Source organism: Nostoc sp. DedQUE02 (assembly GCF_034531035.1).
In the GTDB taxonomy this organism is placed as follows: domain Bacteria; phylum Cyanobacteriota; class Cyanobacteriia; order Cyanobacteriales; family Nostocaceae; genus Nostoc.
Map to the genome: position 1 here is coordinate 93036 of NZ_JAVRBY020000009.1, position 26962 is coordinate 119997.

A 26962-nucleotide genomic window follows, 5' to 3' on the forward strand; every position below is an offset into this window, starting at 1 on the left:
ACCTTTTTTTACAGTTTTTGTCAGGCTGGTTTCAGAAATTGAAACTAGCTTTCAGAAAATTGGCGACAAAAAAATAGGTAAGGCATATATCCTACCTATTTTTATATACATTAATTAAGAGATGTAAATTAGTTTGTAGTTGAGACTTTAGTCCTTAAAGATTCAAGCACTTAATGCTTACTACAAACATTTGAAAACTTTTGCAATAGACAACTATAGGACTTATATTTGATTTCCGAAAAAATTCAATACAACTCAAGGAGCCTTCTTACCTATTGCTTCTTACCTCTTGCCTCTTGCCTCTTGCCTATTCCCTATTGCCTCTTACCTCTTGCCTATTGCCTCTTGCCTATTCCCTATTGCCTATTGCCTCCTACACAAATAAGTTTAGAAATCAAATCGGATTGCTATAGTATCAAGTTATTTCTGATAGTGGTGGAATGACGTTATTAATCCCATTACCAGATGAACCGCTAATTGCATAACGGTATTCGGGAACTGGATACCCAGCCTCACCAAAGGTTTCCCGGATAGTTTTATTAGTGTCGAAGTAAACCTGCCAGTAATGCTCGTTATTGCAATAAGGACGTACTGCTAGTACAGGCCCGGCAAAATTGAAATTTAGAATTTCTATATCCGGTGCTGGATTTTGGAGGACATTAGGAATTTGGCTAATTTTCGCTTTCAAAAGTGCGATCGCTTCGTTATGTTTGACATCATGATGGAGTTGAGCCACTAGATCAACCCGACGGTAAGGGTTGGCAGAATAATTCTGGATGTTATCAGCAAATATTTTATTATTAGCGACAATTGTCAACACGTTATCAGGCGTATTGATATTAGTTGTGAACAGTCCAATTTCTGTAACAGTGCCTGTCACGCCTGCTGTAGTAATGAAATCACCAACTTTGAAAGGTCGAAAAACAATTAAAAATGCTCCGGCTGCAAAGTTTGCTAGTAATCCACCCCACGCTGCACCAATTGCAATGCCAGCTCCTGCAAGCAATGCAGCAAAGGAAGTTGTTTCAACCCCAAAGAAGCCGAGAATTGCCACAACTAGAATAATTCTCAGTGTGACACCAATGATATTTAGAAGATAGTTAATGAGTGTTGGATCAACGTGTTGACCTCGGAAAGCACGTCGTACAAGCTTCAATCCAAAGTCAATCAAGCGTTGAGCAATCAGCCACAGAGCGATCGCCCCTAAAATTTTTAGTCCAAACTGAGTTAAAAGTTGACTAGCAACTAGGCTAATTTGTCTGAAATCCATAATTTTTTGCCCGTGAATTATGAAACACAATCAACATACAATAAATTAAATGAAAATCTCCTATAAATACTTTTTTTTAATTTTTGCTGTCATGTCCAGCAGATAGCAAACTCTTCTCGGAGCATATCTGAACAGTTTTTGTCACATATAAATATTTTCTTACAGAATTATCTACTTTTGACTTTACTGCTGTTTTTTCCACTCCTCAATTCGAGCAAAGATGTCAATCGATACTGGGATTTCCCAAAATTTAATCCTTGTCTGGTGTATAATCGTTGCTCCCGATCTCAAATTTCTGCATAAATCGTGCCATACCAGCAGGGTCAACTTCTTTATTCAAGGCTTTTATAGCGCTTCCTATGCTAGTGAAGTATAGCTAGACTTTATATATAAAACCTTTCAATTTTGAGGATATGGCTCATTTGATCGAGAACCGCTATATTTCCAACCTCTTAACCTCAGCTTGATGATATGCCTGCTAATCAATGACTATAAGACTATCTATTCTTAAAGAGGTTACAGGTGTCAAGCAAAAAAATCGGTTTTTGGTCTGTGTGGGCCTTGGGTGTAGGCGGCATTGTTGGTGGACTTTTTCCAGCACTGGGAGTTGTAATTCAAATAGCTGATGTCGGCGCACCACTAGCATTTGCGATCGCCGGCACAATAGCTTTGATAACTACTTATGCTTATGCAAAACTTTCGGTAGCTCATCCATGTCGAGGCGGGACAGTAACCTTCTTAAATCAGGCTTTTGGTTCAGGGCTGTTTAGTGGAACACTGAATCTTCTACTGTGGTTTAGCTATGTAGTCATGCTTTCCTTTTACTTACAGGCTTTTGGTAGTTATGGAGTTAGCCTGTTTACATCTACTCAACCTATTTGGAAGCATTTACTGATTAGCTTGGCAATTTTAGGGGCAACTGGATTAAATCTACTACCTGTCAAACAATCGACAGCTACGCCTTTGAAGAAGCTTTGCTCAATTATAAAATGTTTTTGTAATAGTCCACGTTTGGATTAATTTAACTTGAATTCGCTAGTTAACAGTGCCTTCTCTGTTAGCAGGTCGTTAAATATAGCTGTTTGTTTTAGATTTTCATTATGAATCATTTCTTAAAAGTGATTTAAGAATGGCTCATAAACGGTAATTTTATCTGGAACGTCGAGCCTTTACCCTCATTGCTGATCGCATGAATGTTACCGCCATGAGCCTGGATAATTTGTTGAGCGATCGCTAATCCCAACCCAAATCCGCCGCTTTCTCTGGCACGTTCTGTATCAACTCGGTAAAAGCGATCGAAAATGTAAGGTAAATCTGCCTCTGGAATTCCAATTCCAGTATCAATAACCTGAATTACTGCCCGATCTGAGTGAGGTTCTAAGCGTAACCAGACAGTTCCACCAGATGGAGTATAATTACAGGCGTTGTTAAGCAAGTTTTCCACAGCTAGGCGCAGCAAATCGGGGTCAGCCCACAACTCAATGGGTTGTTCTGGTAAATGGCTGCTCAACTCGATCGACGCTTTTGCAGCAACAGTATTGTAATAAATAGCTAAATTTTCTAGCAAGCTATTGAGATTAACCTTTTTGAGAGATTTGGGAGTTAATTTTCCTTGATGCCGAGCTAACAGCAGTAGGTTATTGACCAAGGTACTCATCGACTTGGCGCTATCGATGATGTTTTCTATTGAGGGATGGATTTGGGGACGGTCTGCTGCCATTAGTAACCCAACTTGGGCATTGGTTAAAATCGCAGACAAGGGCGATCGCAACTCATGAGAAGCATCTGATGTAAAGCGTTGTAGTTGATTATAGGCTTGCTGAACGGGTTGCATAGCTATGCCGCCAAGTACCCAACCTGTAAGTCCAATTAACCCCAGTGCTATAGGCACAGCAAGGGTCAACATTAACAGAAATTCTCTAAGATCGTTTTGAGTTTCTGTCAGTGGGATACCAACTTGCAGATAACCGATGACCGAATTTCCTCCTTGAACAGGTAGGGTGACTTGACGAAGCCAAAGCGTCTCACCTGTAAACTGGTCAACGGACTTAATCGTGAGAAACTCAGATGCTATTTTTAACTCTTCTGGAGGTGGAGTACCAAAAAACCGCTTGAGTTTGCCATACGGGTCATACCAGCGAACATACACCAATTCAATATCAGCAGGGTGAGAACCACTACCCAATAGCGGTATATTGCTCAGATCGACTTCTTTTTGTCCTTGATACAGCCGATACTGCGAACTGGCTGCCATTAGCTCTGCTCTTTTATAAAGCAGTTGATCTAATGCTTTGAGCTTGTCTTTTACCTCAAGATTGTAAATCACTCCAGCAAAGAGAATGAGAATGCACCCCATTGAAAGGGTAAACCAACGAGCTAAGTTACGACGACTGCGGTTAAACACAACTTATGCTAATTCGTAATTCGTAATTCGTAATTCGTAATGACGCTCGCGGACTCGCTACCGCTACGCTAACGTAATTACAAGACTTTTCAAGTAATTGAACTACACTACTCCCTACTCTGCGTCTCAGCCATTATCAAGTTTCAAGATGGTTCTGGAGGGTTGAGGCGATAGCCCATACCGTAGACAGTTTCAATCCAATCGGCTGCTGCTAATGTTTGCAAACGTTGGCGAAGTTTACGAACTAAAACGGTGATTGCATTGCTTTCTGGTTCACTACCCCACTCCCATACAGCTTGCTCAATTTGGTTGCGAGTCAAAACTTGTTTAGGATGACGCATGAAATACTCTAGCAACTGAAATTCTTGGCTGGAAAGGGATACAGTCGTCTCTTGACGCTCCAAAATTAATGTATCAAGATGAAGTTCGAGGTCTGCCAAGCAGAGAGTGTCTCCTTGCCAAAGGGGCGATCGCCTCCTCAATGCCCGCACCCGCGCCATGAACTCTATAATATCAATTGGTTTGACCAGGTAATCATCAGCTCCGGCATCTAATCCTATGACTTTATCAGGTGTGGTATCTTTTGCTGTAATCATTAATACCGGAGCAGTTTTTCCCGCCGCCCGATACTGTTGACATAAACTCACTCCACTAATCCGAGGTAACATCCAATCCAAAATCAGCAGATCGTATTCTTTTTCAGCTAAAAGCCATTGAGCGGTTTCACCATCCTTAACACCATCAACGCTGTGTCCAGCCTGAGAGAGAACCATGTGTAGCGGCATTAATTGCTTTGGATCATCCTCTACCAGTAAGATTTTCATCACTTTTATACACTTGTGCTTGTTTAGAATAATCCATTGAAGCAATCTCAACTTCTTTCATCAGTCAGATTTCAGAGGATTGTCTACCCCATTAAGATCGATACTTTTCAGGTTTTAGGGGAAAGGGAAAAGGTTTGAATTTACCTTTACTCCAAACCTAGTAACCTTTGTCCCAGACCAAAAAAAAGATTGTTGGGTTTATCCGAAAAGTATTGCCATTAAGATATAGATGAAGTATGAGCTAGCAAAATTAGCAGCAGGTGTATTGGTGTGGCATATTAGTAAACGTTGGCTGCAAGGGCTGGGATTAGAGTTTTGGTTGCCTCTACCACTAGTAGCGGTTGTGTTTTGGCTTGGTTGTAATTTCCTAGCTGCTCAAGAGTTAAGCCAGCCCTATTCCACAAAGAAAAAACTTCAGTCAGATACCCAACTCGAAGCACAAATATCAGTCAATGTGTTACTCATTAACGCCACCGTTAACCGAACCAAGAGAATTACCCAGGTTGAAGTGGAAACAGCAGATCCCATCCTGAAGCGATTGGAATTAGAACTTCAAACAATAGAATTCAACCAAATAGAAACGACAATTGCCCAAGAACTAGGTCTACCCAGTCAGGATATTAGAAAATTAGTGCGCTATGAATTTGCACAATAACATCGATCCGATTTTAGGTTAGTACCGCAAGGCAAAAGTCAAAAAGAGCCATTATTTTGGCTAAGGTATTGTAAAAAGGCAAGTTAATTATGAACAGAGATGAGTTACTATTTGAGTTTCAAAACATTAGAGAGCAGATAGAGACACTGTATAAATACATTAAAGAGACACCAATGCAACAGCAACAGGTGATTGCAGAATTAGAAGCTCTTGACATTTCTATCGGCAACCTAGAACTACTTAAAGAAGAAATGCAGGCTAGTTTAGAAACAATGGAAATCATTGAGGAACAACTGCTACAACAAAATGAAAAGATAATAACAGAACGCAAGCTTTATTATAATTTGTTTAAATTTGCACATAATGCTTATTTGCTAATAGATGCCCAAGGAATAATCAAAGAAATCAACTATGCTGCTGCTGCATTATTAAATATGTTGCCCAGTTTATTAGTTGGCAAACCATTAATTCATTACGTCTCTAGCAAAGAACACTCATTTTTTTATACCAAACTGAACCAGTCGTTAAATGTAAAGTCTGTGGAAGAATGGGAAGTAACTATCTGTCCGCGTAACGCTCAAGCTTTTGATGCTTTACTTTTAGTGAAACTTGTGCGAGAAGCTTTTGGGACACAGAGTTTATTACAGATATGCTTGCATGATATTACTAAGTACAAGCATGTACAGCGATCGCAATTAGCAGCAAGTCAGCAACCTGTCTTGAGCGAACCTGTGGAAACACTTTATAGACTTGATGGCTTACGCGTACTGTTTGTAGATGACGAAGCTGATACCCGCGAGTTGATTACAGCAGTGCTAAAGCAATATGGGGTGATGGTGACAACAGTTGCCTCTGTTACTGAGGCACTCTCTGAATTAGAGCGATCGCGTCCCGATGTCATAATCAGTGATATCAGAATGCCCGATGAAGATGGCTATGCTTTGATTCGGAAAGTTAAGGCACTAGAAGCAGAGAAAGGGTGGCAAATTCCTACTGCTGCTTTGACAGCTTATCTTGCAGAAGACCGAGCAAAAGCAATAAAAGCAGGTTTCCAGTCGCATTTGCATAAACTTGCTCAACCAACGGAGTTAATAGCAATGGTTGCACAGCTTGCTGGGCGAGGTTAAAGAGAGCAAAAGAAGCAGCACTTCGACTACGCTCAGTGACCGGGGGGCAGAGGGGCAGCACTTCGGCTACGCTCAGTGACCGAGGGGCAGGGGAGAAAAAGATTTTAGTTTTTTCAAGAAGCTTGTAAATAACACTCTAAAATTCTCTTAGCTGAAGAATTGAGAACTTTAGTAGATATTCTTGCTTTAGAAATATGGACAGCTTAACCGACAGCAACAAAGCCGCTCATGCTTTGGATGTGTTTGCAGGCGGTGGCGAGATGGGCGAGTTGATGCGATCGCATGACTGGTCGAACACCCCATTAGGTTCAGTCGAGAACTGGTCGCAGGGTCTGCGTACCATCGTTAGCACCATGCTCACGTCTCGCTTTGCCCAAATCATTTTCTGGGGAGAGGACTACATCCAGCTTTACAACGATGCCGTGATTCCCATATATGGCGCAACTCACCCCAAAGCGCTGGGGCAACCTGCTAGAGAGACATGGGCAGAAATTTGGCATGACCAGGTTAAGCCGGTGCTTGAAAGTGTCAGGACTACGGGGGAAGCCATCTTTGCGGCAGATCAGCCTTTTCACCCCTCGCGTTTTGGCTACCTGGAAGAGACCTATTTCACGTTCTGCTATAGTCCCGTTCGGGATGAGATGGACAAGATTAGTGGGCTGCTCTGTACCTCTACTGAGACTACCCAGCAAGTAATTAGTCAACGTCGCCTGACGATGCTGCGAGAATTAGCCACAGCTGGAAGTGGGGCAAAAACGCGCACTTTTGCCTGTCTTGCTGCTGCCGATACGCTCAATCCTTACGATATTCCCTTTGCCTTGTTCTATCAGGTCAACGAGCAAGGCAACTTGGCAGAATTGGTGGCTTTAAGTGGGCTGAGTGCAGACAGCACCGCTGCGCCAAGAGAGATTAATCTGACCGATCGCTCAAGTTGCTGGTCGCTAGTGGACGTTCTCCAGAGCCGTGAACCCTTGCTGATTACCGATGTGGTCGATCGCTTCGGTAAGCTCCCCGTCGAACCGTGGCCAGAAAGTCCCCATTCTGCTTTCATTCTCCCGATTCTGTCCCGCAACAAAGAAATTGTGGAATGTCTGCTGGTTGCAGGAATCAGCCCCCGCCTCCAGTTCAATGCCGAATATCGCTCATTTCTCGAATTGGTCGCCCAGCAGGTTGAAAGTTCCATTGCCACGGCTCGCAGCTACGAGCAAGAACTTGCGAGAACAGAAGCTCTGGCAGAACTCGATCGCGCCAAAACCACTTTCTTCAGCAACGTTAGCCACGAATTTCGCACGCCTTTAACCTTGATACTCAATCCACTTGAGCAAGTAATCGCTCAAACCTATGGTATACTCCAGCCCGAACAGCTCGAACAACTGGCGATCGTTCAGCGAAACGCCATGAGATTGCACAAACTAGTCAATACCTTACTTGACTTCTCCCGAATTGAAGCAGACAGAATACAAGCAGTTTATGAGCCAACTGATTTAGCCAAATTTACAGCCGAGTTAGCCTCAGTGTTCCGTTCGGCAATTGAAACAGCTTCTTTGCAATTAATCGTGGATTGTCCGCCCCTAAGCGACCTCGTGTATGTAGACCGCGAAATGTGGGAGAAGATAGTTCTTAACTTAATCTCCAATGCCTTCAAGTTCACCTTCACTGGAGAGATTGCCGTCTCATTACACCAAATAGGTGACAAAGTAGAGCTAAAAATACGCGATACAGGCACAGGCATTACTGATGAAGAGTTACCGAAAATTTTTGAGCGCTTTCACCGCATACGAGGTGTAAAAGCCAGGAGTCATGAAGGATCGGGTATTGGGCTTGCTTTGGTGGCTGAACTCGTTCATCTACATGGCGGCACTGTAAACGTGGAGAGTGTTTTCGGTAAGGGAACGACATTTACAGTAACTTTGCCTACAGGCTTATTGCACTTGCCAAGCAATCAAATTAGTGCCAAACCGACACTAGCATCAACATCAGTAGGTACTGCCCCCTATGTCGAGGAAGCACAGCAATGGCTAACAGAAGAAAATTTATGGGTTTGGGGCCGCCACTTTGTGGCGGCCCCAAACCCACCCCCGATAAATTCCTCGCAGTTCTCGACTGCACGCATTTTGTTAGTGGATGATAATGCCGATATGCGGGACTATGTAGCGCGTCTGCTATCAAAGCAATGGCAGGTAGAAGCTGTGAACAATGGAGTTGCTGCACTAGCAGCTGTTTCATTGCAACCGCCAGATTTGGTACTTACTGACGTAATGATGCCAGAAATGGACGGTTTTGAATTGTTGAGTGCATTGCGATCTGACCCAAAGACAAAAGGCATACCCATCATCATGCTGTCGGCTCGTGCAGGTGAAGAAGCGGCAATTGAAGGTTTACAAGCAGGAGCAGACGACTACTTAATCAAGCCCTTTTCTGCCCAGGAATTGGTCGCTCGCGTAGATTCTCACTTACAAATGGCGCGTCTGCGTCAGGAATTATCTTCAAATCGCCTCAAGGATGAGTTTTTAGCAACTGTTACTCACGAACTTCACGCTCCCTTGGTTGCTATCCTGGGTTGGACTCGCTTACTACGTTTAAATCAGCTGGATCGGTCTACTGCTTTACGCGCTTTAGATACCATTGAGCGCAGCGCTAACAACCAGGCAATGCTAATTGAGGATCTGCTGAATATTTCAACTATTCTCTCAGGTAAAGTCCACTTGAATCGAGAGCCAGTCAATCTCACTTCTACTGTTGGTGAAGTGATGCAGACAATGTTCAGCGATGCTCAGGCTAAAAGAATTCAAATTGTAGGGACGCGACGCCAGTCGCTACAGAAGGATATTTGCGTTTGCGGAGATTTAATCCGTTTGCAGCAAGTTTTCTCAAAATTGCTGCATAACGCCATTAAATTTACACCCACAGGAGGAAGCGTTGAAGTTCAGCTAGATATTTTTGACTCTTGGGTTGCTATCAGTATCAGCGACACTGGTATCGGGATTAGTGCCGACTTTCTCCCCCATGTCTTCGATCGCTTTACTCAAGAAGAACTACCCAGCAGACACACACCAGGGGGTTTGGGGCTGGGGCTGGCGATCGCGCGTCAACTTGTAGAACTACACGGCGGTACAATTGAGGCAGCGAGTGAGGGAGTTGGAAAAGGCGCAACGTTTACCGTTAAATTGCCTTTGATGGTGTCAGTTAACTAAAGAATAAAGAATAGTTAGATAACGTGAAAGCAAAAGCTCTTGCAGCCTGCGCGAAACACGGAAACGTGAAAGCAGAAGCTCTTGCAGCCAAAGCGGAAGCTCTTGCAGCTTGCGCGAAACACGGAAACGTGAAAGCAAAAGCTCTTGCAGCCAAAGCGGAAGCTCTTGCAGCTTGCGCGAAACACGGAAACGTGAAAGCGGAAGCTCTTGCAGCCTGCGCGTAATATGCAAATGTTAATACAGATCGCTCGTCAACTCGTCCAGCTGCACGGCGGTACAATTGAGGCAGCGAGTGACGGAGTTGGACGAGGCGCAATTTTTACCGTTAAGCTACTATTAGCGGAGATCCCCGACTTCTTTGAGAACTGGCAAACCTGAAGCACTTTGAACAATCTTGCTCAATTGCTGGAGTTATAAGGGTGATGCAACATCAAGAGCCACAAACTGCTACACTAGGCGACATTTTAATTACTGAGGAATTATCTAGGCGATCGCCCCGTTCTCCTAACTGGCAGGCTCAAGCCCAAGCAATGCAACCGCTGGCACGGCAGATGGCGCGTGATTCAAAAGCACTGATGCAAACTCTAGTAGAAATTGCACTGAAGCTATGTCAGGCGGGAACAGCAGGCGTTAGTTTGTTAGAAACAACACCCAATGGTGAAGAAATCTTTCGCTGGAATGTATTAGCAGGAACATTAGCACAGTACGTAGGCGGCAGTATACCCCGCAACTTTAGCCCTTGTGGAGTTTGCTTGGAGTGCGGTGCGCCTGTGCTTTTTTCCCATCCCGAACAGTATTTCACCTACTTTCAGGAAGCAAACACTCCCATTGTTGAAGGATTAGTGCTACCGCTGATTGCGGAGAATCACGCCCTCGGCACAATCTGGATTATGTCGCACGACGAGCAACGGCATTTTGATAGTGAAGATGTGCGAGTGATGACGAGTTTGGCAGATTTTACGGCTGCCGCCCTCTTACTCAATCAGCGACAAACTCAAGAATTGCTGGCTGTCAACGTTGCCCTAGAAGCGGAAATTGTCGAGCGCAAACAGGCACAAGAACGATCGCGCGCTTTGATTGAGAATCTGCCCGGTGGGGCGGCGTTTGTCGTCGATCGCAATCTCCGCTACCTGCTGGCTGAAGGAGAAGTCTTGTCCGCTGCTGGATTCAAAAGCGAAGATTTTGTCGGAAAGACGATTTTTGAGGTGCTGCCACCCGAATTAGCGGCGAGTTACGAGGTGTTTTACCGTCGGGGGCTAGCTGGCGAGTCGTTTGAGCACGAGCATGACGCACACGATCGCGCTTACATCTCACGCGGAACGCCGCTTTATTGTGCAAACGGCGAAGTCTATGCAGTGCTTGCCGTTTCTTATGACATTACCGATCGCAAACTTGCCGAAGCCACTATAGCAGCAGACCTCCAGGATACGCAACTACTTTGCGAACTCAGTACCCGACTGGTGACGGAAGGCGACATTCAAACGCTGTATCAAGAAATTATCTCTACCGCGATCGCCCTCACACGAGCTGATGCCGGAACAGTGCAAATTCTTGATGAGGTGACACAGGATTTACTACTGCTGGCGACTCAGGGCTTTAAGCGCAATATGACCGAGCATTTCTACCGCGTCAACGCCAGTTCAAACACGCCTTGCGGCATGGCACTCAAGAGTGGCGAACGCGCGTTCGTGAATTTCGACGTGCCAGAGAGCGAAGACCCCGACGGCTCAATGCGAATACATATCGAGGAAGGTTTTTTCTCAGCCCAATCCACGCCGCTGATTACCCGTTATGGCAAAGCGATCGGTATGGTTTCAACCCACTGGCGCGAACACCACCGACCGAGCGATCGCGAACTGCGGTTTCTCGATTTACTCGCCCGCCAAGCCGCTGACTTGATCGAGCAGCGACAAGCCCAAGCCGCCCTGCGCGAAAGTGAAGCGCATTTCCGCGCCCTCGCCAAGGCCAGCTCGAACATTGTGTATAGAATGAGCGCAGATTGGCGCGTAATGTACAATCTCGAAGGCAAGCAGTTTATCGTCAGTACCGTAAATCCACAGCATACCTGGCTCGATCGACATATTCCCGAAGATGAGAAGCCGCGGGTGTGGGCTGCGATTGAGTCAGCCATCCAAACTAAAAGCGATTTTGAATTAGAACACCGTGTTTTTCGAGAAGACGGCACGATCGGCTGGGTATTCTCGCGTGCCGTTCCGTTGCTGAATCAGCAGGGTGAAATTATTGAATGGCTCAAAGCCGCGAGTGATATCACCGAACGCAAGCAAACGGAAATCGCATTGCGTGAATCAGAAGAGAAATATCGATCGCTCTTTCAGTCGATGGATCAGGGCTACGCAGTCGTCGAAGTTCTGGCAGACGACAACGACGAGTGGAACGACTTTCTCTTTTTGGAAGTGAACCCTGCATTTGAGCGACAAACGGAAATAATAAATTCGGTTGGACGCAAAGCCACCGAGATTTTGGGAACGCCGAACCCCGCTTGGGCAAAAATTTATGGTCGAGTCGCCCAAACAGGGGAACCTGTGCGCTTTGAGGAGAAGGAAGAAACGCTCGATCGCATCTTCGATCTCTACGCCTTCCGCTTGGGTGAAGCCGGAAGCCGTTGTGTAGCGGTTCTGTTTACCGACATTACCGAACGCGTGCGCGTCGAAGACGAACGCAAACAGCACGATGCAAATCTCGCCTTTTTAGCCGAAGTCAGCCAAGACCTTGCGCGTCTGACGGACATTGACGAGACGATGAATGCGCTGGGCAAAAAAATCGGCAGACATTTCGACCTGTCGGCCTGCGCCTTTGCCGAACTTTATGGGTCGGCTGGAATTGCAGTCATCGACTACAACTGGCATCGCAGCGATGTGCCGAGCCTGCGTGGCACGTATCGTATGCAAGAGTTTTTAACACCTGAAGTTATGCAACTTTGTCTCGCAGGAGTTGATATCGTCATCCGCGATGTATTCGACGACCCCCTGACCGATGGCGAGCAGTTTGCGACTCTGAATATCGGCTCCTTCCTCAGCATACCGCTTATACGCAATGGCGAGTGGCAATTCCTGCTCGTCATCTATCGTAGCGAACCCCATGACTGGCGAGACGACGAAATCGAACTGACCCGCGAACTCGCCAACCGCATCTGGACGCGGCTTGAACGCGCCCGCGCCGAAGTAGGGTTGCGCCAATCAGAAGAAAAATATCGGCTGCTGTTCAATTCGATCAACGAAGGTTACGCCCTCTGCGAACTGCTGTATGACGACGATGAAAAAGCGATCGACTGGAAAATTTTGCAGGTCAACCCAGCGTTCGAGTCCCTAACCGGACTGCGTGATGCCGCAGGTAAAAACGCCACTCAACTGAATCAACCGTTGAATCAGAACTGGCTGCAAACCTTTGGCACGGTGGCTCAAACAGGCGAATCAACCCGGTTTGAACACTACATCGACAGTGTAGATTGCTGGTTCGATATTTTGGTGTCGCGCATCGACGAAGATAAACACCACATTGTCGTCGTATTCAACAACATTACCGATCGCAAACAGGCACAAGCCGATCAAATTCGCCTGATTCAGGAACAAGCTGCCCGTCAACAAGAACGCCAACGAGCCGAAACACTGGCAGAACTCGATCGCGCCAAAACCCTTTTCTTCAGCAACATCAGCCACGAATTCCGCACGCCGCTAACGCTGATACTGGCTCCGGTGCAAGATGCCTTGAGCGATTCGGTCAATCCCCTGCCTGGGGTACAACGCGAACGGTTGGAACTCGTACATCGCAACACGATGAGGCTGCTAAAACTGGTTAATACTCTACTTGACTTCTCCCGCATCGAAGCTGGACGCATGGAAGCAGTCTATGAACCGACCGACTTAGCAATGTTCACGGCTGAATTAGCCTCAGTATTTCGTTCCGCCATCGAACAGGCTGGGCTACGGCTAATTGTCGATTGCCCACCTTTGCCAGAATCAGTTTATGTAGACCGCCAAATGTGGGAGAAAATTGTTCTCAATTTGCTTTCCAACGCCTTTAAGTTCACCTTTGAGGGCGAAATCACTCTCAGGCTGCATCTGGGCGATGACGATCGTGTAACGTTACAGGTAGAAGATACAGGTGCAGGGATTGAGCCAGAAGAACTGCCCCATTTGTTTGAGCGATTTTACCAAGTGCGAAAAGCAAAAGCCAGAACACATGAAGGGTCTGGAATTGGTCTAGCTTTGGTGCAGGAATTAATTAAACTGCATGGTGGAACCGTAGATGTAAGTAGCACTGTAGGAGTAGGAAGCTGCTTCACCGTCACAATTCCATTAGGCACAGCACACTTGCCAAGCGATCGCCTACAACTCGATGTAGACGAATCTCCTACGGAGACGCTTCGCGAACGTACCACAGCCACACGCACCCAGACATCCACTGCATTAGGCGCAGCGCCTTATGTTCAGGAAGCAGAACGGTGGATAGTGGAAGAAGGGAACAGGCAACAGGCAACAGGGAACAGTGAAGAATCTTACCTGTCACCTGTCACCTGTCACCTATCACCTACCTCCTCACACGTCCTCCTTGTCGATGACAACGCCGATATGCGCGATTACCTAACGCGGATATTAAGCGATCGCGACATTGAAGTTGAAGCAATGGCTAATGGTGAGGCTGCACTAGCGGCGGCAACAGAGCGAGTGCCAGATTTGATTCTAAGTGATGTGATGATGCCGGGATTAGACGGGTTTGAATTACTCAAAGCATTGCGTGCCGATCCACGGACAAAAGAAGTACCGATTATCTTGTTATCTGCGCGTGCTGGAGAAGAGTCTGTAATTGAAGGGCTTCTTGCTGGGGCTGACGATTACCTAATTAAACCCTTTTCTGCCAACGAACTTGTCACTCGTGTAAATGCCTATCTGCAAATGGCACACCTACGCTCTCTTGCACTCCGCCAAGAAAGAACAATTAACCGCAGGAAAGATGAGATCCTATCAACAGTTTCTCACGAACTGAATACCCCCTTAGTCGCTATTCTCGGTTGGACGCGGTTACTCCGTAGCAGCCCGCCTAATCAAGCCATGCTGATGAAATCCCTAGAAACGATTGAACGTAATGCCACTCTACAAGCCAAACTGGTTGAAGATTTGCTCGATATTTCGCGCATCACTGCGGGTAAAATTAGCCTGAATCTAGAGCCAGTACAACTGCAACAAGTAATTGAAACTGCGATCGCTACAGTGCGTCAATCTTACCAAACCAAAGATATTCGCCTAGAGTGTACGCTTGCTCCTTTACCAGTAACAGTTCAAGGCGACCCACACCGCTTACAACAAATTGTCTTAAATTTACTGACTAATGCTGTCAAATTTACTCCTACTAGGGGAACAATTGAAATTAGTCTGCAAACTTATGAAAATCAAGCCCAGATTATATTAAGTGACACTGGCTGCGGAATAGATGCTGAGTTTATACCACACATTTTTGACGCATTTCGTCAAGCAGAAGGCACAAAAAAAGGACTAGGGTTAGGACTGGCGATCGCCCGTAACCTCGTAGAACTCCACGGTGGTACTATCTACGCCCAAAGTGCAGGAGTCGGGCAGGGTGCAACTTTTATTGTTAACTTACCGTTGAGTGGTAATAGCATTTAAGCCTTAAGGCAGTTTTTTAATACTTCAAGTTTGTTCTACGCTAAGTAATTAACCTCTAGGTTAGAGGATGTTTGAAAAGTCCTTTTATTGGTAGCAAAACGTTCTAGAACCCCCTAAATCTCCCGATAAATTGGGAGACTTTAATTCCGGTTCCCCCTTAAAAAGGGAGGTTAGGAGAGATCGACAAGTGCCTAAAATCACAGCTAACTACTTTTCAAACATCCTCTTAAGAAGAAATACGAATCATTTAATAATGTTAATCAAATTGTTTATTTTTAACATTAATAATATATCTTTTTAAGAAACTTCACTGAGTACAGCTAACGATACCTTTTTACATTAACTTCGATGCTTCAGTAATTATCTAGTAGCGCAAAGAGGTAAGAATATGAGTAAATCAATTTGCCAGCAAGAGTTAAAGACTTTATTAAATTACCTTCAGCAAAATTATGCTTATCATTTTCCAGATTATAAGCAGGTGAATTTGATAGCTCAGTTACAAGCCCGTATGCAGCAATTAAAGGTTGATAAATATAGTAAATACTTGCAATACTTAAAAGATAAACCCGAAGAACTTAATGTTTTAATTGACACCATTTTAAACAATTCCGCCGACTCGTTTTCTGAGCGCGATTCCTGGGATTATTTAGCTTATAAAATTATTCCCCAAATTATTCAGAGCAAGCATCCAGACAAAAAAATTCGAGTTTAGGTTGCTGGCTGTGCTTTTGGGCAGGAAGCTTATGCAGTCAGTATGTTGCTAGCAAAAGCTCTAGGTATGGAGCAATATTTGCAACGAGTGCAAATTTTTGCCACGGATATAGAAGAAGACGCGCTCAAACAAGGGCGACAAGGTAGTTATAGTGATTCCGAGCTAGCAGACATTCCCTGTAGATTTTTGTCTGAGTATTGCGAGCAAATTGACCCGATTCATGTTTTTCGCTCCGAACTGCGTAAGTCAATCATTTTTAGTCGCCATGACTTAGTTAAGAATGCGCCCATATCTAAAATTGACTTGCTGGTGTGCCGCAATGTTCTAAAGTACTTTGATGCAAAAACTTACGCAACTATTCTACTTCGCTTTCATTTTGCCTTGAGCAATAATGGTTTTCTTTTTTTAGAAAAAACAGAAAGCTTGACTAACGACAAACAAATCTTCATTCCCGTTAGTATAAAGCATTCAATTTTTACTAAAGCAAAGAATCTCAGTTTGCAAGAATACTTGCAGATTCGACCTGAGTCTGCTGAAAAGAAAGTACTTGATTCTCCAGATTCTCAAATTATTCACTTCTGGCAAGCTGCTTTCCAAAACAGCCCATTTGCCTTACTTGCAGTCGATTGTCGTGGTTGCCTAATTATGGCTAACGAGCAAGCTTGTACCCTGTTTGGTCTTAAAGATGACGATTTATGTGTGCGAGTGGAAGATTTAAGAATAGGACAAATTGTAAATTTTAGAGACTTGATGAAGCGGTTAAATCGCGATCGCTGCTTGATAAGTCAAAAAAACCTAGAGTGGACAACTAGCCACAGCACTCGTTATTTCGATATCCACATTACACCAATAATAAAACCGAATGGTAGCCTAATTGGAGCAAATCTCACTTTTATTACAACACCTTTGCCAAATTACAAGGATTTAACGCCTGTAGAAATCGGATGAATACGTTGTGACATACTCCCGACGATCACCTTTCAGGTAAAGCGCGGGGCTGCTGCTAAAGCTCAAGAAGTAAGCTTGGCTTTCTTCTTAAATCCAGTCGTTTCTTGAATTCGGGCTATCGTTTATTAGACCTCTTGCAAAAGTGCTTTTTGCAAGAGAGGGGAAAAGGGTAAAGGTTAAAGGGTAAAGGGAAAATAACAATCCTTTCTCCCTTTCCCCCGCCCCTTTTCCCGACTTTTGCAAGAAGTCTATTGAATACGGGCGATCGTCGGGCGATCGTTTATTGAATACGGGCGATCGTTTGTTGAATTCGGGCGATCGTTTGTTGAATTCGGGCGATCGTTTGTTGAATTCGGGCAGTGGTTAGGGTGGATCAATAAATATTTGATACTTCTCAGACATCCTCTAATATCCTTATTCCACAAGAGTGCAAAAAGCATAAGTGCCAAAAGGTCTATATTCATCTGTGTTGTCTTTTAGCTTGAGGGATAAATGTGATTCAAAAATGAAAATTAAGTAGGATAAACAATTTATTCACTTTTCATTCACATTTATCAGTCATCCTGAAAGAGAAGCAGATAAGCAACCTAATACGGCTCACAATCAAACTAAAAAACTCTAATTTTCACTATTAGATATTAATAATTTTTTGTTTTGAACTTACTTATTTATATAGGAGAATTTGTGATGAATTTAGATTCAGTTAAATATGCAATAGGCATCATTTCTACCCGTCAAGCTGCAACACAGGTGCTTAATGAACTTGGAGCAATTGACTTTCCTATGCAAAAAATTTCTGTGTTTCCTTTAGACTCTAAACACGAAAAGTTGCATGGGGATGCCAATGCGGATAAATATACCATAACTCCAAGCGAAGGTGCCAAAGCAGGCGCAATTACAGGAGGAACAGCCGGGGGGTTTCTAGCACTAACAGTCGGACTTGGCGTATTAGTTATTCCCGGTTTTGGGCCAGTATTAGCAGTTGAATCTGTGCTGGGTACACTGCTGGCGGGTGGAGCAAGTGCAATTTTGGGCAGTGTATATGGTGCATTTCAAGGTTGGTTTGCTCCCGAAAGGCAAGCTACGCTCTGTAAGCCAACCACCTTCCAAGAAGAACTTTTGGTGAAGGTAGAGGGAACAGCAGATGAAATTTTGCAAGCAGAATTGATTCTTAGTTACTGGGGTGTGCGAGAGTGGCATGTTTACGAACCTAGCAAAAGATTATCGGAATCACACCAATTTCAAAAATGAAAGGTAGAGATTCAAACAAAGAAATTTTTACTTAAATCTGATGAGTATTAATTACGAATTAGTTTAACGGTTACTTCAATTTGGAGATACAGATGACAGCAAATACGATCGCTACAAATACTTTTGCTCAGACAACAGAAGATTTACTCAACTATGAATGGCATACTCTGGGCGAACAAAAGGTTGTGCAAACCTTAGCCAGCCATCCTGAAGCGGGTTTGAGCCATGAAGAAGCTACCACCCGACACCAGCAAATGGGTGCAAATCAACTGACTGCTAAAAGTGGAAAAAGTCCTTGGCTACGATTTTTAGAGCAATTTAATCAACCACTACTATATATTTTGCTGACGGCGGGACTGGTGACACTGCTGCTCAAAGATTGGATAGATGCGGGAGTAATTTTTGGTGTCACCCTGATTAACGTTATCATTGGCTACATTCAAGAATCGAAAGCAGAAGGTGCGATCGCTGCTTTATCCAAAGCTGTCACCACCGAAGCAACTGTGATTCGCAATAGTCAAAAAACTCGTTTGGCTTCGACTGAACTTGTTCTGGGTGATTTAGTATTGCTGGCATCTGGGGATAAAGTACCCGCCGATCTGCGGCTATTAACTGTGCGTGGCTTGCAAGTTGACGAGTCTGCCTTAACAGGCGAATCCGTTCCGGTGGAGAAAGTAACCCAATTATTGGATGTCGAGACACCGTTAGCCGAACGCAGCAATATGGTGTATGCCGGAAGTTTTGTTACTTTTGGACAGGCAGAAGGGATTGTAGTAGCGATCGCAGATGCCACCGAAACCGGTCGCATCTCCCAGCTAATTGAAAGTAGCACAAATCTGAAAACACCGTTAACGCGAAATATTGACAAGTTTAGCAAAAGCTTGTTGTATGTCATTTTAGCTTTGGCTGCTCTGACATTTGCAGTCGGATTAGGACAAGGCGAATCTTGGATTAATGTTTTTAAAGCGAGTGTAGCTCTGGTAGTCAGCGCGATTCCCGAAGGATTACCTGCGATTGTTACCGTCACGTTGGCGATCGGAGTTTCTCGGATGGCACGACGTAAGGCGATTATTCGCAAGCTACCTGCTGTGGAAACTTTGGGAAGTACCACCGTTATCTGCTCTGACAAAACTGGGACGTTAACTGAAAATCAGATGACGGTTCAAAAGATTTATGCAGGTGGACAACACTACACTGTTAGCGGTATTGGTTATGCCCCAGACGGTGAAATCCTAATGAATGGACAGCCTGTTGATTTCAATGCAGATGGACATATTGCTCTTTGGGAATCCCTGGAAGCAGGATTGCTCTGCAATGATTCTCACATCGAATGGGGAGATGGACAGTGGGACTTAGTAGGAACCCCAACCGAGGGAGCATTGATTACAGCTGCCAATAAAGTGGGATTGACGCAAGCAAATCTAGAGCAAGAATTACCTAGAATAGACACCATTCCTTTTGAATCTCAATTCCAATACATGGCGACTTTGCATGAATTAGATGCAAAGCGATCGCTCAATATCATTTATCTCAAAGGTTCTGTAGAGGCAATTCTCCAACGATGCGATCGGATGTTCGATGCTCAAGGAAAACTCGCTCGTCTCAATCCTGCCGCAGTGGAGCAGGAAGTCGCTGGTATGGCAAACCAAGGGTTACGAGTGCTAGCTTTTGCCAGCAAAGAAGTTGCCACTAAGCGATCCTTGGATCGTAACGATCTCGATCGAGGACTGGTGTTTCTGGGACTTCAAGGCATAATCGATCCGCCACGTGAGGAAGCGATCGCCGCAGTCAAAGCCTGTCAATCTGCCGGGATTCAGGTAAAAATGATCACTGGGGATCATGCACTAACAGCAGCTGCGATCGCCCGTAAAATGGGAATTTGCTCGACTGAAGCACAAGTTTTCACCGGACAGCAATTAACTCAGATGGATGAAAATGAATTCACCCAAGCAGCTGAGGAAGGTATGGTATTTGCGCGAGTTGCTCCAGAACAAAAATTGCATCTGGTAAAAGCGTTGCAGTCTCAGGGTGAAATTGTTGCTATGACTGGAGATGGTGTCAACGATGCTCCCGCGCTCAAACAGGCAGATATTGGTGTAGCGATGGGCATAGCCGGAGCAGAGGTGGCCAAAGAATCGGCGGATATGCTTTTAACTGACGATAACTTCGCCTCAATCGAAGCGGCTGTGGAAGAAGGGCGTAGTGTTTACCGCAACTTACGAAAAGCGATCGCCTTCTTGCTGCCGATTAACGTTGGCGAATCCATGACAATTTTGATTGCCATTCTCCTGGCAACTGTGCTTCCCATCTTACCAATCCAAATTCTTTGGTTGAACATGGTTAGTTCAGTAGGGTTGATTGTTCCCCTCGCTTTTGAGCCAAAATCTGGACAGGTGATGGAGCAACCACCACGCAACCCCAGAGAAAAGCTTTTATCAGGTAGTTTACTTAAACGCATATTAGCGATTTCTGTTTTCAATTGGGTGGTAATTTTCGGGGTGTTTCAATGGATACTGCAAACTACAGGCAATGAAGCCTTAGCTCGCACAATGGCGATTAATGGATTGGTGGCAGCAGAAGTCTTTTACCTGTTAAGCATTACCCACTTTTTACCATCTCTAGTCGCCAAAATCCAAGGTAAACGCACACCTGTAGCTTATGCACCTGCGATCGGAATTGTGGCTGTACTGATTTTACAATGTCTGTTTAGTCAGTGGAGCATAATGAATCAAGTGTTTAACACCACACCTTTGACATTTATCCAAGCTCTCATTTGTATGGGTGTAGGTTTGCCAGTGGTGTTCATAGCTCTCGTCTTGCAGCGTTTCGATCCGCTCAATTAGTAGTTCGCCAAGGAAACGCAAGCGGGGTAAAGGGTAAGGGGTAAAGGGAAAAGATTTTAAATCCCTTACCCTTTACCCTTTCAAGAGCTAAGTTCCCTTGGCAAACTACTAGAAATATAGAACTTTGATAGTGATATTATCCAATGCCAAATGATTACGTTAGGATATCCAAAAATTAAATTACTCAATTCTTGCATCTAAATACGACTATTAGATTTCTTCTCCCCCTGCTCCCCCCGCCTCCCCTGCTCCCCTTGCTCTCCAAAGCGATTGATTATTTTTTTCTTTGGAAGTCCCTTAGAGCTACACCCAAATAAATTAAAAACTCCATCAGTACATTTTGCTAGGTATGATATTTAATCTGAAAGCATTTACCTAGTAACAACCAGCTATGACCCAGAACTACCGCATTACTCTACTCCCCGGCGATGGCATTGGCCCTGAAATTATGGCAGTGGCGGTAGATGTACTGAAAGTCGTAGGGAAGCTATTCGATCTGAAGTTTGAATTCCAAGAAGCTCTCATTGGTGGTGCAGCAATTGATGCCACAGGGGAACCCCTACCATCCGCCACTCTAGAGACTTGCCGTAATAGTGATGCTGTATTACTCGCAGCGATTGGTGGTTACAAGTGGGATTCCCTGCCATCCAATTTACGCCCAGAAGCAGGTTTGTTAGGACTGCGTGCAGGTTTAGGATTATTTGCCAATTTGCGCCCAGCGAAAATTTTGCCCCAGCTAATCGATGCCTCGACTTTGAAACGCGAAATTGTCGAAGGCGTGGATATTATGGTGGTGCGCGAACTCACTGGTGGGATTTACTTTGGTAAACCTAAAGGTATTTTTGCTACAGAAAGCGGTGAAAAACGCGGTGTAAATACAATGGTTTACACCGAATCAGAAATTGAACGCATTGGACGAGTGGCCTTTGAAGCAGCTAAAAAACGCGGTGGAAAACTTTGTTCAGTAGATAAGGCGAACGTATTAGAAGTATCTCAGTTGTGGCGCGATCGCATCACCCAACTTTCTCAAGAATATCCAGATATCGAACTCTCTCATTTATATGTAGATAATGCTGCTATGCAGTTGGTACGCGCTCCCAAACAGTTCGACACTATTGTTACAGGCAATTTGTTTGGCGATATTCTCTCTGATGCTGCTGCCATGCTCACAGGTAGTATTGGGATGTTACCTTCAGCTAGTTTGGGCGCTTCTGGGCCTGGTGTATATGAACCAGTTCATGGTTCCGCCCCAGATATTGCCGGACAGGATAAGGCAAATCCTCTAGCACAGGTTTTGAGTGTGGCGATGATGTTACGTTACGGTTTAGACCAACCAGAAGCGGCAGATCAAATCGAACAAGGTGTATTGCAAGTTTTAGAGCAGGGCGATCGCACCGGGGATATAATTTCTCCAGGAAAAAATCTCCTTGGTTGCCGCGCTATGGGAGACTCACTCATCAAAGCTATCGAACAAAAATAGAAAATTTTGTATAGCAACTTGGGCAATTTGGCAACCTTTGCTATAAGTTTCGGGTAGACTAAAGGGAAATCTAGCAATCAAATAACAGTCGATAGTGTACGCATTACGACAAGGTCAAGTAAATTTTACCGCCCCAAAGAACCAATCGCCTTTGATTGATCCCTCTGTAATTAGAGCTGCTGGGCAGATATACTATACTCACTGTGAAGTCCATCCCGAAATCGCTGGGCAACCTTCCGGTGTAGCAATTAATCGAATGACTCATCGAGGTAAGGTTATTTTTACTAACCAACCAGTTCTTTTACCTCAAGAGTGTTTTGTCCCCTTAAGTCAAATTGAATCACACATGTATTAGTCATTAGTCATTAGTCATTAGTCATTGGTTATTGGTCATTGGTCATTAGTCATTAGTCACTTGTACTGAGCGTAGTCGTAAAGCCTCCGGCATAGCTTCGCTTAAGGCGCAGGCTCGCCAAGAGTTGTATTGGTCATTGATGACTAGTTATTGACAAATGACAAATGACAAAGGACAAAGGACAAATGACAAATGACAAAGGACAAATGACTGTATGGACATTTTGTTCGCCATCCCGGCGAGTGTAATGGTCTTTGCTTTGGGTGCATCTATTGGGAGTTTTCTGAATGTTATTGTTTATCGGCTACCTGCTGGGTTGTCAATTCTTTGGCCGCCTTCTCGTTGTCCTAAATGCTTAAACCAGCTAAAAGCTTACGACAATGTACCAGTTTTCGGCTGGATTTTATTAAGAGGGCGGTGTCGATATTGCAAAAGCAAAATTTCTGTCCGTTATCCCGTGGTAGAAGGGGTAACGGGCATAATTTTTTTACTAATTTTTTTGGTATTTCAAGTTTCGACTTTAACAATCGGCTATTGGGCTTTTTGCAGTTGGTTATTGGCGCTATCGCTCATCGACCTAGATACAATGACCCTACCCAATCCACTTACTCAGTCGGGTTTAGTGGTGGGAATTTTGTTTCAAATGGTAGTTGGTTTTCTACCGCAGGGTAGTTTTGTGGCATTGGTCAATCACCTTATGATGGCGATAGTTGGTGCAGTATTAGGCTTATGGCTGTTTGAGGCGATCGCCCTATTGAGTTCAATTGCCTTTGGTAAAACTGCAATGGGTGCAGGTGACGCCAAGTTAGCAGCCATGATGGGAGCTTGGTTAGGCTGGAAATATTTGCTCTTAGCTAGTTTTATTGCCTGTGCGCTGGGAGCGTTAATTGGCATCGGTATTTTGATTATGCAGCGATCGCAACAAAAATTAGGACAAAAAATCCCTTTTGGCCCTTTTTTGGCTTTAGGATCTGTGATTACGCTGTTTAGCGGCGAAGCCATTTTGTCTAGCTACCTGCGGTTATTTTTCCCAGCGTCTTGAATTGAAGTAGGGAGCAGAGGAGCAGAGGAGCAGAGGAGCTGGGGAGACAAGGATGAATTATTGAACAAGTCTCTCCCTTATCTCCCCCCTCTTCTTATCTACCTTGTCTCTTCTCAATGCCCAATGCCTCCTGCCCCCTGCCTCTTCTTTATAATTCGTGACTGTAACCAACATTACCCCATCTGCCCTTCAGATTTTGATAATATTCAGCTTGTAACTTGTATTACCCTCTTAACGACGATTAACCGTTAGCAAGCGCAACTAGTGGAACAGATGCTGATTGCTTATAACCTAGCAATACGAATAATTGATTTGGGTGGGAGGGGAAAAGCATCTTATTTGGAGGTTAGTATTCTCATGGCGTTGTTAGTACGTCTATATAATTAAGTCTGCTGAAAAAAGAGCAAGGACTTGTATTGGCATAAGTATTTTCGTTAAGCTGGCAACCAAAGATGAAAATTAAGGTCTGAATTGCTTAAAAGCGTAGTTTAACGAGGTAGTCATTAGTGAGCCAGTACGGTTTTCTCCTAAAGGGAGAGGCTAGCGCCTTCTCTACGAGACACGACGTGAACGCGGGGTGTCTTGTAGAGAAGAGGGTTTCCCCCATGAGTAACTGGCGTTAGCGACGTAGGAGCGTCACTCGAAGGGTCATTAGTACAGACAAATAACTAATGACTAAGGACAACCCAATACGGTTTGACATGTTTTCGACCTCATACCCACTTAAAATAAAATAAAAAATGGCTAACAACGAAGAATCGCGTGGTTTAAAGTCTCTATTTGATTGGTTTGCAAATCGACGAAAGTCAGGATCTACCAGCCTCGAACGCCAAGAACGTGAAATTGCTGATGGATTATGGCATAAATGTTCCAAGTGTGGCGTGTTGGCATACACAAAAGACCTGAAAGCCAATCAGATGGTTTGTATCGAATGTGGTCATCACAATCGGGTAGACAGCGATGAGCGCATCCGTCAATTGATAGATAACAATACCTGGAAACCCCTGGATGAGCATTTGCGTCCAACAGATCCACTGGAATTTCGCGATCGCAAACCCTACAGCGATCGCTTACGAGAAACACAAGATAAAATTGGCTTAATAGACGCGGTTAACACTGGTTTAGGTCAAATCAATGGTTTGCCCATTGCCCTTGGGGTTATGGACTTCCGTTTTATGGGTGGTAGCATGGGTTCGGTCGTGGGAGAAAAACTCACCCGGATGATTGAGCAAGCCACTCAACGGCGGTATCCTGTAGTGATCGTTTGCACTTCCGGTGGTGCCAGGATGCAAGAAGGAATGCTCTCTTTGATGCAAATGGCGAAAATTTCCGCAGCCTTACAGCGTCATAAAGATGCCCGACTATTATATATTCCCGTTTTGACCAACCCCACAACGGGCGGCGTTACCGCTAGTTTTGCAATGTTGGGTGATATCATCTTGGCAGAACCCAAAGCAACCATTGGTTTTGCAGGTCGGCGAGTGATTGAGCAAACCCTGCGGGAAAAACTACCTGAGAATTTCCAGACTGCTGAAGATTTGCTCCAGCATGGTTTTGTTGATGATATCGTACCCCGTACCCAATTAAAGAACACCTTAGCCCAGCTGATTGCCCTACACCAGCCTGTACTAACAACACCTCACATGCTTTTGTGGGAAACAATGTCCTTGACTTCTACAGCCGCAGAATAGAGCAGGGGGAGCAGGGGGAGCAGGGGGAGCAGGGGGAGCAGGGGAAGACAAGGGAGAAAATACTACCTTATCCTCCTCATCCCTCTCATCCTCTGCTTGGTTCTTGAACAAACATGAGGGGAACAAGGGCTACTAGTCGAAATATACCTGAGAGGGCAAACAAGCCTAGTAAGCCTCCAGACTGAGCAAATTGCACGAGAAAGCTGCCTATAGTTGTGCCCAAAGCACCACTGGCTCCAGCAACGGCAGCTGCGATCGCAAAATAGATAGACTGATTTTTAATTGGTGCAATGCCCAATTGGATATTGTTACTGCACAAGTCAATCGCCGCCCAAGTACCTCCAGTCAAGATGTGTAGTAGTGGCAACCACAACCAGATGTCAAGGCGATTTACACCAATACCTAACCACAAGAGTGGTGTAACTCCAACCAAAATCCCAATACAGATGAGGATGGGACGATTACCAATCTTGTCTGCTAATTTTCCCCACAGGATAAGCATCAGCAAAGTTGCTCCCGCCTGAAGGCTGTTGTAGATAGTCACATAGCTGACATCTAAATCCAGCGTGTCGAGCATATAGAGGTTAAAAAAAGGACTGCTGAGGTTAACAGCAAGCGTCCAGAAGCTGAAATACAGCAGAAATACCAAAAAGTTAGAGTTTTTCCAGATGCTCTTGGTTAACTGGTCTTGTGGCAAATGAATTGATTGAAGTACTTCAGAAGATTCATCTTTTGCAATCTCTGATTGAATCTCAGTGGTTTGTGGTGACTTGCCATAATCAGTGTTTTGCGATTGCGGATTCATATCCACCTGGAAATACTGACACCCCAATCCTACAATCCCAAACACAATACTTACCAGTAGAACTACACCATAACCTTGTAGAGTTCCCCCATACCAATGTGATACAACTAAACCGGCCATTGGTACGCAAACCAAATTAGTTAGACTAGCAGCACTATTGCGTGTGCCAAAATACCTGCCTCGTAATCGTCGGGGAACTATCATTGCCACCCAACTGAGCCACGATGCGCTTCCTAGTCCTCCCAAAAGATTACTGAATAGAACAATCAAGAGTGTCAATATGACTAACTGGTGAGCATCAATCGCTCCCAAGCTGGCGCTGACAATACCAATTACTAAAATCAGCCATAACAGGCGACCAATTCCGTGTGTGCGAAGCGAATATCGAAAGCGGCTGGTGCTGCGTTCCGACAAGTAAGCACCCAACGGCTGAATGAGATTGACCAACATGGGAATAGAAGACAGCATCCCAAATACCACTGGACTAGCACCCAACTCCACTAATAAATTGCTGAGTAAAATCCCACCAGTTCCAAGAGAATAAACCGATGCTAAGACAGAATCCGCAGTGGAAGCTTTTAAACTAGTGCGAATAGTATCCTTGGAAATTCGAGAGTTTGAAGAGATTACTGTTGGCGGTGAGGCAATTTGGGTAAATTCTAGAGTTAGTGGTGCAGTTGTTTCAATCTGAACAGAATCCATCAACATAAATTATGGGT

General features: G+C 44.6%; 19 protein-coding genes and 3 pseudogenes. 17 read left to right on the forward strand and 5 right to left on the reverse strand.

The genetic code is table 11. The features are described from left to right. Positions 1-415: 415 nt before the first annotated feature. Positions 416-1270 (reverse strand): mechanosensitive ion channel family protein, encoded by an 855-nt coding sequence (locus RMX98_RS10925; protein WP_322681553.1) that lies wholly within the window; start codon positions 1268-1270, stop codon positions 416-418. A gap of 522 nt (positions 1271-1792) precedes the next feature. Between RMX98_RS10925 and RMX98_RS10930 the strand changes: the two genes are divergently transcribed. Continuing rightward, the gene (locus RMX98_RS10930; protein ID WP_322681552.1) at positions 1793-2290 is read left to right on the forward strand and encodes an amino acid permease; all 498 of its coding nucleotides are present in this window, start codon (positions 1793-1795) and stop codon (positions 2288-2290) included. Positions 2291-2393: 103 nt separating this feature from the next. Here the strand turns inward: RMX98_RS10930 and RMX98_RS10935 are convergent, their stop codons facing one another. Both RMX98_RS10935 and rppA read right to left on the reverse strand, forming a co-directional pair. Beyond that, the gene (locus tag RMX98_RS10935) at positions 2394-3674 is read right to left on the reverse strand and encodes a HAMP domain-containing sensor histidine kinase (protein ID WP_322681551.1); all 1281 of its coding nucleotides are present in this window, start codon (positions 3672-3674) and stop codon (positions 2394-2396) included. Between the two features lie 143 nt (positions 3675-3817). Then, on the reverse strand, positions 3818-4498 hold the full coding sequence (rppA, locus tag RMX98_RS10940; RefSeq protein ID WP_322681550.1) for a two-component system response regulator RppA: 681 nt from the start codon (positions 4496-4498) through the stop codon (positions 3818-3820). A 229-nt stretch (positions 4499-4727) separates the two neighbouring features. On the opposite strand from rppA, the gene RMX98_RS10945 reads away from it, so the two are divergent. The 10 genes and pseudogenes from RMX98_RS10945 (at position 4728) to RMX98_RS10990 (ending at position 16776) form a co-directional block, all read left to right on the forward strand. Next, on the forward strand, positions 4728-5153 hold the full coding sequence (locus tag RMX98_RS10945; protein WP_322681549.1) for a hypothetical protein: 426 nt from the start codon (positions 4728-4730) through the stop codon (positions 5151-5153). An 89-nt stretch (positions 5154-5242) separates the two neighbouring features. Next, the gene (locus RMX98_RS10950) at positions 5243-6280 is read left to right on the forward strand and encodes a response regulator (RefSeq protein ID WP_322681548.1); all 1038 of its coding nucleotides are present in this window, start codon (positions 5243-5245) and stop codon (positions 6278-6280) included. A 716-nt stretch (positions 6281-6996) separates the two neighbouring features. Next, positions 6997-8961: pseudogene (locus RMX98_RS10955) on the forward strand (response regulator); the annotation flags it as partial. 171 nt (positions 8962-9132) lie between these two features. Beyond that, positions 9133-9474 (forward strand): annotated as a pseudogene (locus tag RMX98_RS10960) (sensor histidine kinase); the annotation flags it as partial. Between the two features lie 23 nt (positions 9475-9497). Beyond that, positions 9498-9698, forward strand: coding sequence for a hypothetical protein (locus RMX98_RS10965; RefSeq protein ID WP_409881389.1), 201 nt, complete (start codon positions 9498-9500; stop codon positions 9696-9698). 7 nt (positions 9699-9705) lie between these two features. Continuing rightward, positions 9706-9852: a hypothetical protein gene (locus RMX98_RS10970; RefSeq protein WP_409881390.1), complete on the forward strand. Its 147-nt coding sequence runs from the start codon at positions 9706-9708 to the stop codon at positions 9850-9852. Between the two features lie 44 nt (positions 9853-9896). After that, positions 9897-15116 (forward strand): ATP-binding protein, encoded by a 5220-nt coding sequence (locus tag RMX98_RS10975; protein ID WP_409881082.1) that lies wholly within the window; start codon positions 9897-9899, stop codon positions 15114-15116. A gap of 388 nt (positions 15117-15504) precedes the next feature. After that, positions 15505-15828, forward strand: coding sequence for a hypothetical protein (locus tag RMX98_RS10980; RefSeq protein WP_409881079.1), 324 nt, complete (start codon positions 15505-15507; stop codon positions 15826-15828). Between the two features lie 15 nt (positions 15829-15843). Continuing rightward, positions 15844-16284, forward strand: a pseudogene (locus RMX98_RS10985) (CheR family methyltransferase); the annotation flags it as partial. A 54-nt stretch (positions 16285-16338) separates the two neighbouring features. Next, a complete protein-coding gene (locus RMX98_RS10990) occupies positions 16339-16776 on the forward strand; it encodes a PAS domain-containing protein (RefSeq protein WP_409881399.1) in 438 nt (145 codons plus the stop codon). 248 nt (positions 16777-17024) lie between these two features. On the opposite strand, the gene RMX98_RS10995 is transcribed toward RMX98_RS10990, so the two are convergent. Beyond that, on the reverse strand, positions 17025-17240 hold the full coding sequence (locus RMX98_RS10995; protein WP_409881392.1) for a hypothetical protein: 216 nt from the start codon (positions 17238-17240) through the stop codon (positions 17025-17027). A gap of 223 nt (positions 17241-17463) precedes the next feature. On the opposite strand from RMX98_RS10995, the gene RMX98_RS11000 reads away from it, so the two are divergent. From RMX98_RS11000 to accD, 6 genes are all read left to right on the forward strand, one after another. Beyond that, positions 17464-18027 (forward strand): hypothetical protein, encoded by a 564-nt coding sequence (locus RMX98_RS11000; RefSeq protein WP_322678266.1) that lies wholly within the window; start codon positions 17464-17466, stop codon positions 18025-18027. 92 nt (positions 18028-18119) lie between these two features. Beyond that, positions 18120-20870, forward strand: a complete 2751-nt coding sequence (locus RMX98_RS11005; RefSeq protein WP_322678267.1) for an HAD-IC family P-type ATPase — start codon at positions 18120-18122, stop codon at positions 20868-20870. Positions 20871-21261: 391 nt separating this feature from the next. Continuing rightward, positions 21262-22350, forward strand: coding sequence for a 3-isopropylmalate dehydrogenase (gene leuB, locus RMX98_RS11010; protein WP_322678268.1), 1089 nt, complete (start codon positions 21262-21264; stop codon positions 22348-22350). A gap of 94 nt (positions 22351-22444) precedes the next feature. Next, complete coding sequence (locus RMX98_RS11015) at positions 22445-22705, forward strand: hypothetical protein (protein WP_322678269.1); 261 nt, start codon at positions 22445-22447, stop codon at positions 22703-22705. A 214-nt stretch (positions 22706-22919) separates the two neighbouring features. Then, positions 22920-23747 (forward strand): prepilin peptidase, encoded by an 828-nt coding sequence (locus RMX98_RS11020; RefSeq protein WP_322678270.1) that lies wholly within the window; start codon positions 22920-22922, stop codon positions 23745-23747. Between the two features lie 740 nt (positions 23748-24487). After that, positions 24488-25438, forward strand: a complete 951-nt coding sequence (gene accD, locus RMX98_RS11025) for an acetyl-CoA carboxylase, carboxyltransferase subunit beta (RefSeq protein WP_322678271.1) — start codon at positions 24488-24490, stop codon at positions 25436-25438. 85 nt (positions 25439-25523) lie between these two features. On the opposite strand, the gene RMX98_RS11030 is transcribed toward accD, so the two are convergent. Continuing rightward, the gene (locus RMX98_RS11030; protein ID WP_322678272.1) at positions 25524-26945 is read right to left on the reverse strand and encodes an MFS transporter; all 1422 of its coding nucleotides are present in this window, start codon (positions 26943-26945) and stop codon (positions 25524-25526) included. Positions 26946-26962 lie beyond the last annotated feature (17 nt).